Here is a 15,258-nt window from a genome sequence, read left to right on the forward strand (position 1 = left end):
GTGGTTATCCGGAGAAGAACGTCGGCGGCTCCGTCACTGCCGGCGAAAGATCGCCGGTGCGGATCCGCGAGTTGAAGTTGGCGTTCAGCGAGTCGCGCTCGGCGGCAGGCATCGACGCCAACAGTTCGGAGATCTTGGCCTCGGTCTCCGCTGCGAAACTTGCAGCGGGACGGCGGTGGGTCATGGTCATGCGGGCGCTCCTACGAGGTCGGCTTCGGGGAGGACGACGACGCCGGTGGCGTCGAAGGTGATGCGGGTCTTCACGCGGCCGGTGCCGACGGTCAGGACGGTCGAGGTGATCTCGCCCTTGCTGTCGCGGGTGACGTCGACCGCGGCGACGGTGACCGGGACGAGTTCGCCTTCGTCGTCGTCGACGAGGACGGTCTGGCCGGCCTCTACCGCGGATGCGGGGATGACGTCGGCGAAGTCGTCCTCGGTCGTCTGCGCGGCGTCCGACGGCGCGGTGGCCGGGGAGGTCGAGGTGGTGGCGTCGTCGCCGGTGCCGATGACGATCGGCTCCGCGGCGCGGCCGTACTCGCGTGCCCGCTTGGCCAGTGCGCGCTCGGTCTCGATGAACTCGGCCAGCTCGGTCGAGTAGCAGGTGAATCCGGGCGTCTCCAGGGGCGCGAGGCCGTCGATGATCGCCTTCTCACTGGCGGAGAGCTGGTTCCACTTGTTGGGGTGGCGGTCGACGTTCGGGGTCCACCACATCTGCGCGTCGGCGGGGCTGCCGTCTTCGCCGATCGCGATGCCGCGGCCGGGCACCGAGGTGTCGACCTCGCGGCCGACGGTGGAGTCTCCCCACATCATCAGCGCGCCGTCCTGCGAGAGGTTGCCGAGCGAGATGCGGGTGCCGAAGTTGTCGCGGGCATTACCGCTCGCGCCACCGAACAGCGACGCGTCCGGGCGCTGGACGCCGAGCAGCAGGCGGATGCCGGCCGATCGGGCGAGGACGGCGAGGTCGGCCCACGCGCTGAGCGGGTCGAGTTCCTTGAGCATTGCGCGGGTCTCGTCGTCGCCGGTCTTCATCAGTCGCTGCCACTTGCCGGACAGGATGAAGAACTCGTCGAGGACCGCGATCATCAAGGGCAGTTGCGAGCCCTCGATCTTCATGTCGTGGATGTAGGTGTTGCGCGCCATCATCTCCGAGTGCAGAGCGCGCACGAACATCGCTGCGCGGATCGGGTCGTAGATGATCGCGCCGCACCCGGGGTAGCCCTCCAAGCCGTCGAGTTCGATCATCTTCGGATCGACACCGACGAACGGGATGCCGCGGCGCGCGGCCTCGGTGAGCAGGGTGCGGATGACCGAGGTCTTGCCGCCGCCGGTCGGGCCGACGATCAGGCAGTGCGGCTTGTTGGACTTGGTGGAGATGTCCCAGATGAAGGTCCGCTCGGCTTCGCCGGTCGCGTACGGCAGGTGCCGCAGGTTGTCGTCGACCAGCTCCAGCGGGTGGTCGATGCGCGAGGGCATCGGGGCGACCAGGCGCATGGTCAGGTAGCCCTTGTCGGGGTACCAGTCGGTGGTCCAGTTCCGGCCGGACTCGTGCTCGCCGGCATTGGCGATCAGTGCTTCTTCGACCTTGGCCTGGAAGCCGCGGGCTCCGGCGTTCATCGACCGCTCGAACGAGATCCGGTAGCCGGTCTCGACTCCGTCCGCGTCGTGTGCGGAAACCGTCACCTTCGGGTCGGAGAAGATCGACGCCGCATCCAGGGTCGATTGCAGCGCCTTGTGTCGATCGCTGCGCTCGTCCGGCTCGATCGTCTTCCGTCGGATGACGATCCGGTCCCGGTGCGCCTCGTGACGGACGGTGACCTCGTTGGTGGAACTGCTCCCGGCGATGGCTTCGATGGCGCGTGACAGCTCCTCGAACTGCTTGGGGCGAACGACCGTGCCCCGAGCCAGCTTGATGGTGGCGCGGCGCAGTACCCGCCACCCGGACGGGAACGGCACCGTCACCTTCTTCGGCAGGTTTCCGATGCTCTGCCGGACCACCGACTCGAGCATCGTCGACCACCGGTGCGAGCGGTGACGCAGCACGTCGACCGCGACGAGGAGGGCGGCGGCGGCGATCAGCGCCACGCGGTAGCCGTGCAGCGTGGTCAGGACCTCGGTGGCCTGTGCGTTGGCGGCAGCGATCGGCATCAGGCGCGGGGCGAACACCGCGGCGGCAGCGGCAGCGATCACGATCGGCGAGAGCGCAGTGAAGCGGCGGATGCTGGTCGGCCGACCGTTCTCGCCGAGCTGCTGTCCGCGAGCGTTGCCGGACTCGCCGAACATGTCACGCCACGTTGCGACGATCCAGTCCTTCAGGGGGTCCTGATTTCCGCTCACCGCCTGTGCCTTTCGCTCGTGCCGAAGCTTCTCGGACGCCATCTGACGAGGCGTCTTTTGCACAGTGGCAAGGAACCGCGATTTTCCGCAACGGGGTCCCCCCCTCCCCGACGGTCGTTTCCGCGTCACCCAACGCGCTTGCCGCGCATCGACTCCGAGGTCGAGTGACCGATGTCGCGGCGCGCGTCACCGCCGCGGTGTTGCCCGCTATTCGACGCGCCTGACGACCGCTCTGTGGACCGCTGTTCCGAGCGCACCGCCACCGCCTCGGCGAGCGCTAGGCCGAGCGCGTCACCACCGCACCGCCGACCGCTGTTGGGTGTGCTTCGCACTCGCCGCGCCGACCGCTCCGTCGAGCGGCTTGGAGACCGTCTCCGAACGTCCATGTGGCACAGTTCGGGTGGACCTCGCCACCGAGCGATGGGACGGTGAAACGAGCGCCGCCACACGCGGTCAGCGGGACGAGGTCGGAGCGTCTATCACTCCGCTTGGTCGAGCGCTCCGGATAGCGTCCGACATGGGCGCTTCCGAAAGAGGTTGCGGCGGCGTCAATTTGGAATTACACTCCCCCCCAAGGAACGCCGGGGGGGAGTGACCCCCGGAGGGGGTGGTGGGACAGGCGCTTTTTCGAGCGCTCGATCGCACCGCCGAAATCCACCGCCGAATCCGGCGCTCTTTCTCACCGCTCGTTCGAGCACTTCCCCACCGCACCGGTCACGTGCCCTCGATCCGCCGGCAGTGACCCGGTCGCGATCGCCGCGCCCGCCCCGGCTACGCACCCACCTCGTGCACCGCGTCCATGCACCGCCCATATCCGCCGCCCGGTGGGCGTATGGCACCCCATAGCCCCTATGCCCCCTAGCGCCCATATGCGAGCCCATACGCACTACATCCCATAGCGCCTGTGAACGCCGCGCTGCCGTCCCCGAAAGTCGCACCGACCGACGACCGTCGGCGGGCCTTCTTCCGCACCGCTCGGCTTGCTCGTGTGACCACCCCTCGCAGTCGTGCGGTCGACGCCCTGAAATCCGCTTGCGCGCAGCGCCGTTGCGCACCGCGCACCGCAGTGCCACGAGAAGGCCGAAACGGCGGTACTCGCCGACCCCACGAGAACGAATCTTTCGGGGTCTCGCAGCGCCCGGACCTGTGGCGATACCGCGCATGCCCCCCTGACACCCCGTTGAGGTGAAAACGGACATCGACTTACGTTCGCGTGCATCCACATTCAGGTGCACCAACCGATCTCGCGATGGAGAGTCCAATGTCCCTCACCTCCGCAGTTGTCGAACTGGCGACGACCGCTCCCCCTCACATCGACGTACTCGCCCAGACGACGGAGGTGTCGACCGGCGGGTTGCGTGCCTGGATCGGCGACAACATCGTCTTCACAATTTTGCTTCTGGCCGGGTGCGTCATCGGTATGGGTGGCATGCGCGGCAACCTGTCGAAGGTCGTCACCGTCGGCGGCCTGTCCCTCGTTGGACTGGCGTGGTTCTCGATCGCCCAGAGCCAGAGCGCCGCGACCGGTGTCGGCAACTTCCTCCTCGGCCTCATCGGCATCCAGGTCTGACGTGCTCACCCCCGACCTCCGACCGAACCGCGAAGGGAGCCGACCGTGATCGACAACGACGACCTGCTGCACCGAGTGGACCGGCAATTCCTCGGTCCGACCGGGTGGACGTTCCCGTTCCGGATCCGCTACGCGGCGATCGGACTCGGGGTCGCGATCTTCGGCACCATCTTCTTCGTCAGCCGCGCGATCGTGCACGTACCGCTGGGCTTCCGATCGCTCGCGGTGATGGTCGTTCTCACCGTCGTGCTGACCTCGAAGGTGACCAAGTACGTCAACGCCGATCGACCGGTCCGGTCGGTGCTGCGGGCCGCATGGAACGACCTGAACGCCCCGCGCCCGCCGAAGCCCGGACAGACCGTCGTGCTTCGCATTCCCGCCACTATCCGCGCGCAGCGCAGCGCGCCCACGTCCGCGCCGATCGAAGGTGAGTTGCCCCGATGACCATGCAGTCCGACAACGACATCGCCGCACTGTTCGACCCGAACTTCGACGAGCCGGAGCCGACCGTTCTTCCGCCCGGTGCGTTGCCGCCGTCGTGGGCGGCGGCGATGGCAGCCAATCGCGGCGCCGCAGCAACTCCACCTCTGGCGCCGCGGCCGCAGGAGTTGGCATGGTCGCAGGTCCCCGACAGCCGGGTCGCGCCGCCCGCGCCGGCCGTTGTCCCCGAGCCCGCACCGGAGCAGGCCGAGCCCGCCGGCAAGCGGCGCGGGCGGGGGCGGGGACGCAACGCCACCCCTGATGCCGAGATCACTCGCCAGGTGAAGGCCGCGAAGAAGCGCGACGACCGTGAGCGCAAGGCGGTGCGTCTCGAACTGGTCGGCGTGGAGGGCAACGTCACCCGCACCCGCCGGCAGTCGACGGCGTGGTTCGTGCAGCCGCCGGGCCCGTGGAACATGCGACCGGTCGGCAAGCAGCGCCGCTACATCCAGAACGAGGCCCTGGTGGTGGCGAACCTCGCCGAATCCGGTGTGACCGGGCTGCATCGACGGCTGGTGCGCACGCCGTGGCCGGTGCGCCAGTGGGCGCAGAACCATGACGCGTGGGCCGAGCCGATCCTGGACGTGCCCGGCGCCCTGTCGTGGGCGGACTACCTGCGCGGGCAGCAGCACGCCATGCTGTGGGGTAACCCGACCCAGAAGGGTCGCTACTGGGGTGTGGAGCTGCCGCCTCGGTCGGTGCTTGCGCAGGGCCTCGACACGGTCGGGCAGTGGCTGGTCCCGGTCATCGACGCCCCGCTGCTCGGCTCGTTCGCGCGGTTGGTTCGTAAGTGGGCGCGTGATGCGTTCCTCAACGAGCAGAAGGCGATCGCCGATCACCTCGCGACGATCGAGCGGCACCTGTCCGGGCAGGGCGTGGGCGCCAAGCCCGCCAATGCCGCACAGATGGACTACCTGCTGCTGCGCTCGGCATCGCTCGGGCTGCCGCTCGACGCCGATGGCGTGATCTCCGGTGGCGGCGACTGGGAGGAGTCCGACGTCGCCGCGCTCGAAGACCTCACCAACCTCGAACTCACCCCCGGTGACGGCTACACCACGGTGCGCGGGCAGGTCGGCGGCCGCGATTACACCGGCTACGCGATCGTCCTCACGGTCGGTCGGATGGCGCCGCTGCCGATCCCGGAGAAGATGCTGCCCTGGCAGGTGATCGGCGACCCGTCGGGCGAACCGCTGGAGTGGTCCGAGCGGATCACGCTCAAGACCAAGAGCCAGAGCCTGCGCAGCCTGCGCCGTCTGAGCGACCGGATCGAGTCCCAGTTCGACCACTACACGATCGAGCACGACCAGTCGCCGCCCCCGGAGCTGGCCGAGCAGCATGCGCTCGCGCAACGCGCCATCTCCGACATCGAAGAGGACCACTCCGGGCTGTCGGTGCGCACCGAGGGCTTCTACCGCGTGCTCGTGGTCGGATCGACGCCGGAGGAGGCGAAGCAGAAGGTCGCACTGCTCCAGGAGATGTACTCGCCGCGGATCCGCCTCGAGCACGAGCACGGCCAGTACCAGCTCCTGCGCGAGTTCATCCCGGGTGAGCCGCTGGCGAACATCGCGCACTGCCGGCGGATGAACGTCGAAGCTCTCTCGGCCGGCATGGCTGCGGTCGGTGACCGGATCGGTGACCGCACCGGCGTCGTCATCGGGCAGACCGCCTCGATCGCGCCGCGACCGGCGATCTGGAACCTGTTTGCCGCGCACGAGTCCAAGCACAAGTCCGGCCTGACCCCGATCGTCGCCGTTCCTGGATCCGGAAAGACGTTCCTCGCAGGGGTGCTCGTCTACCAGGCGGTGCGCGCTGGCGCCTACGGCGTGGTGCTCGACCCGTCCGGACCGCTCAAGAAGCTCGCGCAGCTCCCCGAGTTCCGTGGCATCGCCGAAGTCCAGGCGCTGACCGGGCGCACCTCGCGGCCCGGCTCGCTGAACCCGTACCGAGTGATTGTCGATCCGCGCCGCAGCGATCCGGAGTACGACCCGAGCGGTGCGGACTACGTCGAGGATTCCGATCCGGTCGCGGCGGCGCAGGCGCAGTACGAGGCCGATGTGCGTGCCGCGCAGGCGGAGCGGATCTCGGTGGCGGTCTCGGTGCTCAAGATGATGCTCACCCCCGCGCGCCTCGAGCACGAGTGGACCGAGACGGTGCTCCAGACGGCAGCGAACATGGTCGGCGGCGAGCGGCACCACAACCTGCGCGAAGTCCTCGACGCCATCGCACGCATCGGTGCCGACGACGAGAACATCGACCTGCGCTCGTGCGCACGGTCCGTGCACCAGGACCTGTCGATGATGTCCGATCTGGCCGAGGCCCGAGTCCTGTTCCCCGAGCGCGGCACCACCGGCGATGCGGACGACTTCGTCGCCGACGGCATCCGCCTGACGGTGCTGACCATGCCCGGTCTGCAACTGCCGCCCGAGGGCACCGACCCGTCGCAGTGGACTCCGCAGCAGCGGATGGCCGGCCCGCTGATGCACATGGCCGCGTGGATGGCGAACCGTCTCGTCTACGAGCTGCCGCGCTACGAGCGCAAGGTGCTGTTCCTCGACGAGAACAAGTACCTCGAGCAGACCGGCGCCGGCCGCACCCTGAACCTGCGGATCGCGCGCGACTCCCGCAAGTACAAGGTTCGTGCACTCGTCTGCTCGCAGCTCCCCGACGACTACCTCGGCGTCGACGGCACCGACGACAAGTCCGCGCTGACGTACGAGGTGATCATCGGCGACCTCGGCGGCAACGCCCACGCGATCGAAGGCGCCCTGAAGCTGCTGAACCTTCCCGTCGGCGAGGGCTACGAGTCGCTGCTGGCCGGTCTCGGTGGCGGAGGCGAGGACACCCTCGACGAGGACACCGACACCGAACACCTCGACCAGGCGCGCCGGTTCGTGGTGAAGATGGCCGACGACATCGAGCTGATCCGCTCGGACTGGACGCACTTCGTCCATCTGGCGCACGTGTTCGAGGCGTTGGACTCGCGCGCGACCCGAGGCGGTGCCGCGTGAGCCCCCAGCGGCGCCAGGGCGCCCCGCAGGACCGTTCCCCCTCCCCTCGCCGTTCCGGGCGGCGTATGGGGCTTGTGAGCCGCGTTCTGGTGGTGCTGATGCTCGCCGCCATTTCCCTGATCGGCCTCGGCGGCGGTGTGGCCGCTGCCGGCGGTTTCGACTGCAAGGACGTCCCGAAACCCGAGTTCCCCAACGAGGTCCTGGAAACCACCTTCGATTCGACCAGCGCAGATCGGGCGCACGGCGGGGGGACCGGCTACCAGACCTACGGGTGGGCCGGACTGAAGTGGAACACCTACGACCTCGGCTGCGGCGCCGACCTGGTTCGGGCTCCCGACGCGGTCGGTGACACCACGCTCGGCAATGCGTTCATGACGATCGGCAAGTCGATGGCGGCCGCGGCGTTCTGGCTCGACGACCAGACCAAGACGGGCCAGGCTGCCGCAGAGGCGGGAGTCGAGCCGGCGCTGGCGAAGTTCGACGAGATCGTCTTCTCGATCAGCAAGGGGCTGCGCGGCATCTACGGCCAGTGGGTCGGCATCGGATTGGTCGTCGTCGCGGCGATCGTGCTGTGGAAGTCGATGAAGGAGGACTCGGCCGGAGTCACCCGCACCACGGCGATGGCCGCCGCCGGTCTCGCGCTCGGCGCGCTGATGGTCGGTGCTCCGCAGAAGGCGCTCCAGGTCGCGGACGACACTTTCGGATCGCTCATCACCGACACGCAGGATGAGATCTTCGCGGTGACGTTCGGCCCGAACGGGGACTCGTTGGCCAGCGGTGCCACCGATCCGCGGAACGTGCTGATCGACAAGATCTACCTCGACGACTGGCGCAAGGGCTGGTTCGGCCAGAACTACGACCCGGCAGACCAGGCCCAACTCGGCCCCAAGCTGCGCGATTCGCTGGCGTTCACCTACGACCAGCAGCACGAGGTCAAGGACGACCCCAAGGCCCAGGCCACGCTCGCCGAGGAGAAGGCAGACAAGTTCCGCGACATCGTCACGTCGCTCGAAACCGACTACCAGCTCTCCTACCACCAGTTCCAGGGCAAGGACTCGGGCCGAACCTCGATCGGGTTCATGGGCATGCTCAAGCTGGCGATGCCGTCGCTGCTGTGGATCGGGGCGTCCCTGCTGAAGCTGACGGCCCTGATGGCGATCCGGTTCGCGGTGCTGTTCGCGCCGATCTGGATCCCCATCGCGATCGCCTACGGCGGCTGGCTGTCCCGGGTGATGCGCATGCTCGCCTCCGCCTACATGTGGGGCGTGGCCGGCGCGGTCATCGTGGCGGTCTACCTGATGGCGCTGGTGCAGCTCTACGTCAACTCCAACGGCGCCGTCGACGGGTCCTGGCGGCTGTGGTTCATGATCCTGCTGACGGTCGTGTGCTGGGCGATCATGCGGCCGTTCAAGCGGATGAGTCAGACGTTCACGCAGAACTCGGCGAGCATGGTCAACCGCAAGTCCCGCAATGCGAAGAAGTCGTTCAAGCGCAAGGCGTTCGACGCGGCGAGCCTCGCCGTCGGTGGTCCTGCGCAGGCGATCGCGGAGAAGGCCGCCGGACGTTTCGCCGGCCGACGCACCTTTGACGGTGTCGCCGAGGGCCAGGGCAACGCCGTGACCCGCCCCGAGGGTCGTGCGCTCAACAACCAGCGTCAGCAGGCCCTCACCAAGTCGCGTGCCGATGCCCGCAAGGCGCAGGGCCTCGGCCGTGCCGCGCGGATGGGGCAGGCTGCCAGCTCGGGCGCCGAGCGTGATGCGCGTATCGCGGGGATCGCAGCGGTGGCCAGCCGCGACATGGCCCGCGGCAAGGGCGGTATCGACGGCAAGGATGCAGATCAGGCCGTGAAGTCCGGTGCCGCAGCGTGGAAGCGGTTCGACCAGGACGAGGCCGAGAGCATCGTCCAGGAGCGCAAGGCCCGCAAGGAACTGCTCAGCGCGAGTGTCGGGCAGCGGTGGGACGGCGGTGACCGGTCGGCGATCGCACCGATGAAGGTCTTCACGCCCGCGCCGCGGCAGAAGTCGCACGCCACCGCGACCAGCTCCGGTGCGCCGGCGAAGTCCGGATCGGCCACGAAGGTGTGGACCTCCGCAGCCCCGTCGGGCTCGATCACGAAGGATCGGTACATCTGATGGCGTCGTCCGGGCCCAATCCTGTTCTCGCACCGATTCGCCGGTGGGTGCTCTACTCGCGCACCAACCTGGCGCTCACGATCGCCGGTGTGGTGGCCGTGTTGTTCGCTGCCGGGGCAGTGTTCGGGGAGACCCCGGCGCCCCGGGCAGCGGCCCAGGAAACCGACACGGTGGCCACCGAGCCGCCGCCGTCGGCGGAGTCGATCAGTTACGAGCTCGACGAGGTCAGTGAATCGCTGGTCGTCGCCAAGACCGCGGTGTGGGCGGCCTCGAGTGCCCCGGCCACGGCGATGGCGTACGCGCACGCGTTCGTCGACACCACCACCTCGGACAGCAAGTGGGCGAGCGCGATCGGCCGCTTCACCACCGACAAGCCGGGTGAGTCCGTCATCGCGGCGCGGCCGCGTACGCCGGTGGTCATCACCGGCCCGACGGTCAGCACCCTGACGGACGGCGCCGACGGCAAGACCGCGCGGGTGACCGTCCCGACGCAGGCCGGGGACCTGACGGTCACGCTCACCGTCGCCGACGCCGGCGGCGCGAGCGGCAAGCGGTGGGTCGTCGAGACGCCCCTGCCCACCCTCGATCTGACCGCGGTCGAGAAGGCCGCGCCGCCAGCCTCCCCGGCAGCGGAGCGCACCTCGGCACCCACCACCAGCGTGGCGCCCGAACCGTCTGCGGCGCCGCGCACCTCGAGTGCCGCTGCGTCGACGACAGAGGAGTCCACGTTCGATCTGGACGAGCCCACCTCGGCGCCGACCCGGGACCGCGCCAGCGATCCGGTTCCGGTGCCCGGGCCGATTCCGATCCCGGAACTCGACACCCCGATCCCGGGTGGACGGTGAACCGCGGCAGCGCCGGGCGGGCGCTGTTGCTGGCCGGCGCTGCGTCCGTCGTTCTCGGCACCTCCGCGTGCTCGGTCGGTGCGCCGGTCATCCCCCGCGATCCCTGCCGGACCGTCTCGACGGACGGCGATGACGGCAGCTCGTCGTCGATCTCGCAGGATCTGAAACTGACGATGTCCGGGCCAATCCGCCTGCCGGTCAACCCCGGGACCACCACCTACACCTCCGGATTCGGTGAGCGGTGGGGTGCACAGCACCAGGGTGACGATCTGGCCGGACCGGTCGGGACACCGATCCTCGCCGCACTCGACGGCACAGTTGTTGCAGCCGGGGCCACGGGCGAGGGCCCCGGGGTCGGATTCGAGAACTGGGTGATCATCGACTCGAACGTCAACGGCAAACCGGTCTCGACGGTCTACGGGCACATGTTCTCGAACGGTATCCGCGTCAAGCAGGGCCAGCAGGTCAAGGCCGGCGACCACATCGCCGACATCGGCAACGCCGGCGGATCGACCGGCCCGCACCTGCATTTCGAGTATTGGGAGGGGGGCCGGTTGCAGAGCGGAACTGCCATCGACCCGCTGACCGTGCTCCCCGAGATCGAGAAGCAGGGCGGTGGCGGCGGCCAGTTCATCGACGTGAGCAACAACGGCGTCCAGCTCGTGGCGGCTACCCGCTCGACGGCCGACTGCTCGGGATTCGGGATGGCCGGCGGCGGCGAGCTGGCGTTCGCCGCCGTGCCGGCGGAGTTCGAGCCGTGGCTGCGTCGCGCGGGCAGCGTGTGCGCGGAGATCGACTCCCCACTGCTCGCCGCGCAGCTCCAGCAGGAGAACAACTTCCGCCACGGGGCCAACGCCCCCGTCTCGCCGTCGGGCGCGATGGGGCCGGCGCAGTTCATGCCCGGCACCTGGGCGACCTGGGGCAAGGACTACGACGGAGATGGCAAGGCGGACGCGAACTCGATCGGGGACGCGGTGATGTCGCAGGCGCACTTCATGTGCGCGCTCTACCAGGAGGTGTCGTCGGTTCCCGGCGATCCGATCGAGCTGACGCTGGCCGCGTACAACGCCGGTGGCGGTGCCGTGCAGAAGTACGGCGGGATACCGCCCTACAGCGAGACGCAGAACTACGTCGCGAAGATCACCGCAGCTCGGGCGACGTTCGCGAACCCGAACTCTCGGGGCCGGTTCATCCCGGACGCCGCAGGGGACAGTGGCCAGGTTGTCTCGGCTGCACGCGAGTACCTCGGTACTCCGTACGTGTGGGGCGGCGGCGGAACGGGCGGCCCGTCCAACGGCGGCTTCGACTGTTCCGGCCTGACCTCGTTCGCGGTGCACGCAGCAAGCGCCGGCAAGGTCGCACTCCCCCGCACCTCCGAGGAGCAGTGGAGCGTCGGGGTCGAGATCCCGATCGACCGCGCCCAGCCAGGTGACCTGGTGTTCGGCGGCTGGGGGCCGAACGGACCTGGCCACGTGGGGATCTACGCAGGCGGCGGGCAGATGGTCCACGCCCCCACCACCGGCGATGTCGTCAAGGAAGCGCCCCTTCAGGCCGGGATGAAGGCCCGGCGGGTGATGTAGGGGACGTGTCATCTATGCAGTTCATACGCGGTTTTCGGACGAGGCGCGGGGAGTTCTCCTCGCGCCCCGCCGTTTTCGGTCATCTCCACACCGCTCGACGAGGGGCACCTCCCGACCTCGAGGTCACCGCCGCCCGGCGGCCGGATGCTGCCGACCACCCATTCCCTTCCTGGGGGACGTGTCGTTTATGCTGGTCAATGGCCCAATCACTGGGCACAAGAGGGGGTTTCAATGAGGGCTCGAACACTCGTCATCGTGGTGCTGGCGGTCGCTGTCATCGGAGTTCTGGCCTACTCGTTCCTCGCACGGACCGACGGCGAGGAGTCGACCGAGGCAGTCCCGCCGGCCACCAGTGCGTCCACCACCACGCCGGTCGCGCCGCCAGCCGAGGCCGAGATCGAGGTCGAGCAGCCCGCCGCCCAGGGTGCCGACGAGGCCGCCAGGCAGGGCCTGACCGTGGTGTTCACCTGGTACCCGGCCACCGATGCCACGCCGAACGACGCTTACGGGCGGGCCCGAAACTGGCTGACCGACAACCTCGCCGGCCGCATGAACGTCGACGCACGCACCGAGCGAGGCCCGGGCATCCAGTGGGCCCAGTGGGGGCAGGACCAGGCCAAGGTCATCGCCGACGTCACCGTCGGGTGCTCCGGTTGCCCAGAGGACACCGACACGGTCGTCCAGCGCGTGGCCACCATCAAGCAGACCGCGGTCACCGAGACCGGCACCGATACGGTCAAACCTGACACCACGGTGTGGGTCACCGTCGTTCGCGAGGGCGACCGCTGGCTCATCGACGACATCCGCTACTGACCACGGGAGAACCCATGACCCGCACGAGCATCGCCGCAGCACTGATCACGGCTGCGCTCGCCGTTGGCCTGACCGCGTGCAGCAGCGACGACGAAGCCACCAGTGCACCCACCAGCACGCCGACGACGTCCACGTCCACGGCCCCGACCGAGTCCGCGTTCGGCACCGACGAGTTCATCGCCGATCGACTACGCACGTCGACGAGTGCGATCGTCGAGACCGTCGAGCAGCGCGGAGGCACACCGCAACAGGCGATCGCCGCGCTCGTGTCCAGCGAAGCCGAAACCGGGTGGCAGTCCGGGCTTCGGATGTCGCCTCCGGCCACGGATATTCGTGACATCTACGGATGGCGGCTGTTCTACAACCTTCCGGCCGACTCCGCGGACGTAGTCCGGGCCGCGACGAACACCTTCATGGACAACGCCGCCACCGTCACGATCAGCGCGGATGATCCTGTCGCGTACGCCCTGGCCGTCCAGTACGCGGATCCGCGCGGCTACAACGAGAAGGAGCACTTCTACAAGAAGGGCGAGACCGCGGCCGGCGAGTACCCGGCATCGCTTCCCAAGGCGCAGGCCGCATATGAGGAGCTGCGCGACTCCCAGTAGGGTCCGGGGACGTGTCGTCTTACCTGATCAGTGGCCGTTTATTGCGGCGGCCGTCGCGGGTGGAGAACGAAGAAGGCCGGCCCGGTGTCTCCGCCGTTCGTTGCGAACGGGTGAGCGCCAGGCCGGCCTTCTTCTTTGGAATCTGCGGGACGTGTCGTTTTACCTGCTAGACAGCCCTTTTCGATTCATCAGTGCCCCATGCCGATTCCTCCGTCGACGTTGATGACGGTGCCGGTGATGTAGCCGGCGTTGGGGCTGAACAGGAACGCTGCGGTGGCGGCGATCTCCTCAGGCTTGCCGAAACGGCCCATCGGGATGTGCTGCTTGGCCAGCTCGATGTTCTTCTCGCCGATGGCAACTGCCATGTCGGTCTCGGTGAATCCCGGGGCGACGACGTTGCAGGTGATCGAGCGTGAGCCGAGTTCGCGCGCGATGGATCGGGCCATGCCGATCACGCCGGCCTTGGCGGCGGCGTAGTTGACCTGGCCGGCCGAGCCGGACATTCCGCTGGCCGAGCCGATGATCACGATGCGGCCGGCGCGGGCCCTGAGCATGTTGCGAGTGGCGCGCTGGACGACACGGAAGACGCCGGTGAGGTTGGTGTCGATGACGCGCGAGAAGTTCTCGGTGTTCATGCGCATGAGCAGGGTGTCGCTGGTGATGCCGGCGTTGGCGACCACGCCCTCGATGGGGCCGTCTTCGGTCTCGATGTGCTTGAAGGCTGCGTCGACGGACGCCTCGTCGGTGACGTCGCACTCGACTCCGTGGACGCCGTCAGGGACGGAGGAGCCGCGGTGGGTTCCCCACACGGTGTGTCCCTCCTTGACGAGCTGGGTGGCGATGGCGGCTCCGATTCCGCGGTTGGCTCCGGTTACGAGAATGCGCACTGGTAGGTCCTCCAAATAGATTCTGGTGAGCGGTGTTTGGTCGGGTGATCTCAGGCGTCTTTTTCTTCGACCAGCAGAATGATCGCCACCGGATCGCCGTGCTTCTCACGGGACGAGTGCAGCGGGAACGACGCCGCGATGAACGGAACGCCGTCGATCACGATCTTCTGCTCCCCGTCCTCCGGCGTCTCGGTGTTCGCAAGCTCGGCGAGATCGACCTGGTCGAGGACCTGGCTGACTCGACCCTCCCCCAGGGGGGCCAGCTTGCCGACGGTGGTGAGTGGGATCTTGTTGCGTGCCTCGACGAGCAGCAGGGTCGCGTTGGAGTAGCGGACCAGCGAGGAGATGTTCGCCTCGAGCAGGTCACGCTTCTCGAGCTGCATCGTCAGGCCGTAGAGGGTGCGGCCGTCGTTCTCGTCGACGCGGAGTCGGCAGCTCGACCAGAAGTGCACCCACGTGCCCTGCGGGCGCAGGCTCCAGTAGCTGTCGATCAGGAGGCCGTCGTCGCCGGTCAGCGCGTCGTAGTAGCCCCCGACCATGTTCCAGGCGTCCTCGGGGTTGAGCCAGGTGAACAGGTACTGGACGTGGCGTTCCTCGTTGGCTTCGCGGCCGTCACCGATGAGGGCAGGATTGTCGCCGCTCGTTCGGGTGGTCATGACCGCCATGTCGAGAATCCACGCGTTGTAGACCGGGCGCGGCCCGGGCGGCTGCGCTCCGACCCAGACGATCAGGCCGACCGGTGTTCCGTCGGACGCGTCGACCTGGTGGGTCTCGACGTGCAGGCCCTCGATCTTCGGGATCTCGCGGCCTTCGAGTGCGGCGTTGATGACCGCGCGAACGACCTGCTCCCCCTTCTTGTCGAGGCCGATCTTCGCGCGGTTCAGCGGCCTCGCCACCCGTGCCCCACCCGCGGAATGAATGAAGACGTCTTCTCCGTAGTTGGTGCCGATTCTGTCGACCGCAATCCACGTCCCCTGAATAGTCATGCGAGCCAGCGTATT

At 68.4% G+C, this 15,258-nt stretch carries 12 protein-coding genes; 8 read left to right on the forward strand and 4 right to left on the reverse strand.

Translation table 11 applies throughout. The annotated features are described in order from the left end of the window. Window positions 1-4 precede the first annotated feature (4 nt). Both AC1Q6C_RS31275 and AC1Q6C_RS31280 read right to left on the reverse strand, forming a co-directional pair. A complete protein-coding gene (locus AC1Q6C_RS31275; RefSeq protein ID WP_161121752.1) occupies window positions 5-190 on the reverse strand; it encodes a hypothetical protein in 186 nt (61 codons plus the stop codon). Then, window positions 187-2,334, reverse strand: coding sequence for an FtsK/SpoIIIE domain-containing protein (locus tag AC1Q6C_RS31280; RefSeq protein WP_161121753.1), 2,148 nt, complete (start codon window positions 2,332-2,334; stop codon window positions 187-189). The genes AC1Q6C_RS31275 and AC1Q6C_RS31280 overlap by 4 nt, the downstream gene beginning before the upstream one ends. 1,261 nt (window positions 2,335-3,595) lie before the next feature. Between AC1Q6C_RS31280 and AC1Q6C_RS31285 the strand changes: the two genes are divergently transcribed. The 8 genes from AC1Q6C_RS31285 (at window position 3,596) to AC1Q6C_RS31320 (ending at window position 13,370) form a co-directional block, all read left to right on the forward strand. Further along, window positions 3,596-3,904: a hypothetical protein gene (locus AC1Q6C_RS31285; RefSeq protein WP_161121754.1), complete on the forward strand. Its 309-nt coding sequence runs from the start codon at window positions 3,596-3,598 to the stop codon at window positions 3,902-3,904. Window positions 3,905-3,949: 45 nt separating this feature from the next. Next, window positions 3,950-4,348 carry a hypothetical protein gene (locus AC1Q6C_RS31290; RefSeq protein WP_161121755.1) on the forward strand — a complete coding sequence of 133 codons (399 nt, stop codon included), beginning with the start codon at window positions 3,950-3,952 and terminating at the stop codon, window positions 4,346-4,348. After that, window positions 4,345-7,392, forward strand: coding sequence for an ATP-binding protein (locus tag AC1Q6C_RS31295; protein ID WP_202427399.1), 3,048 nt, complete (start codon window positions 4,345-4,347; stop codon window positions 7,390-7,392). The genes AC1Q6C_RS31290 and AC1Q6C_RS31295 overlap by 4 nt, the downstream gene beginning before the upstream one ends. Window positions 7,393-7,490: 98 nt before the next feature. Continuing rightward, window positions 7,491-9,524, forward strand: a complete 2,034-nt coding sequence (locus AC1Q6C_RS31300) for a hypothetical protein (protein WP_492667021.1) — start codon at window positions 7,491-7,493, stop codon at window positions 9,522-9,524. After that, on the forward strand, window positions 9,524-10,369 hold the full coding sequence (locus AC1Q6C_RS31305; protein WP_161121756.1) for a hypothetical protein: 846 nt from the start codon (window positions 9,524-9,526) through the stop codon (window positions 10,367-10,369). The genes AC1Q6C_RS31300 and AC1Q6C_RS31305 overlap by 1 nt, the downstream gene beginning before the upstream one ends. After that, complete coding sequence (locus AC1Q6C_RS31310) at window positions 10,366-11,949, forward strand: peptidoglycan DD-metalloendopeptidase family protein (RefSeq protein ID WP_161121757.1); 1,584 nt, start codon at window positions 10,366-10,368, stop codon at window positions 11,947-11,949. Before AC1Q6C_RS31305 ends, AC1Q6C_RS31310 begins: the two co-directional genes overlap by 4 nt. A gap of 231 nt (window positions 11,950-12,180) precedes the next feature. Continuing rightward, the gene (locus AC1Q6C_RS31315; protein ID WP_161121758.1) at window positions 12,181-12,762 is read left to right on the forward strand and encodes a hypothetical protein; all 582 of its coding nucleotides are present in this window, start codon (window positions 12,181-12,183) and stop codon (window positions 12,760-12,762) included. Window positions 12,763-12,776: 14 nt separating this feature from the next. Next, the gene (locus AC1Q6C_RS31320) at window positions 12,777-13,370 is read left to right on the forward strand and encodes a hypothetical protein (protein WP_161121759.1); all 594 of its coding nucleotides are present in this window, start codon (window positions 12,777-12,779) and stop codon (window positions 13,368-13,370) included. Window positions 13,371-13,558: 188 nt separating this feature from the next. Here the strand turns inward: AC1Q6C_RS31320 and fabG are convergent, their stop codons facing one another. Together fabG and AC1Q6C_RS31330 are read right to left on the reverse strand one after the other, a co-directional pair. After that, window positions 13,559-14,257 (reverse strand): 3-oxoacyl-ACP reductase FabG, encoded by a 699-nt coding sequence (gene fabG / locus AC1Q6C_RS31325; protein ID WP_161121760.1) that lies wholly within the window; start codon window positions 14,255-14,257, stop codon window positions 13,559-13,561. Window positions 14,258-14,307: 50 nt separating this feature from the next. Next, window positions 14,308-15,243: a hypothetical protein gene (locus tag AC1Q6C_RS31330; protein WP_161121761.1), complete on the reverse strand. Its 936-nt coding sequence runs from the start codon at window positions 15,241-15,243 to the stop codon at window positions 14,308-14,310. Between the last annotated feature and the right edge of the window lie 15 nt (window positions 15,244-15,258).

Source organism: Rhodococcus sp. MT28, from assembly GCF_058792695.1.

Excerpts from the sequence above, each read along its gene's own strand:
- AC1Q6C_RS31275 (WP_161121752.1), bottom strand. The coding sequence starts at position 190 with ATGACCATGACCCACCGCCGTCCCGCTGCAAGTTTCGCAGCGGAGACC.
- AC1Q6C_RS31285 (WP_161121754.1), top strand. The coding sequence starts at position 3,596 with ATGTCCCTCACCTCCGCAGTTGTCGAACTGGCGACGACCGCTCCCCCT.
- AC1Q6C_RS31295 (WP_202427399.1), top strand. The coding sequence starts at position 4,345 with ATGACCATGCAGTCCGACAACGACATCGCCGCACTGTTCGACCCGAAC.
- AC1Q6C_RS31300 (WP_492667021.1), top strand. The coding sequence starts at position 7,491 with ATGCTCGCCGCCATTTCCCTGATCGGCCTCGGCGGCGGTGTGGCCGCT.
- AC1Q6C_RS31305 (WP_161121756.1), top strand. The coding sequence starts at position 9,524 with ATGGCGTCGTCCGGGCCCAATCCTGTTCTCGCACCGATTCGCCGGTGG.
- AC1Q6C_RS31315 (WP_161121758.1), top strand. The coding sequence starts at position 12,181 with ATGAGGGCTCGAACACTCGTCATCGTGGTGCTGGCGGTCGCTGTCATC.
- AC1Q6C_RS31320 (WP_161121759.1), top strand. The coding sequence starts at position 12,777 with ATGACCCGCACGAGCATCGCCGCAGCACTGATCACGGCTGCGCTCGCC.
- AC1Q6C_RS31330 (WP_161121761.1), bottom strand. The coding sequence starts at position 15,243 with ATGACTATTCAGGGGACGTGGATTGCGGTCGACAGAATCGGCACCAAC.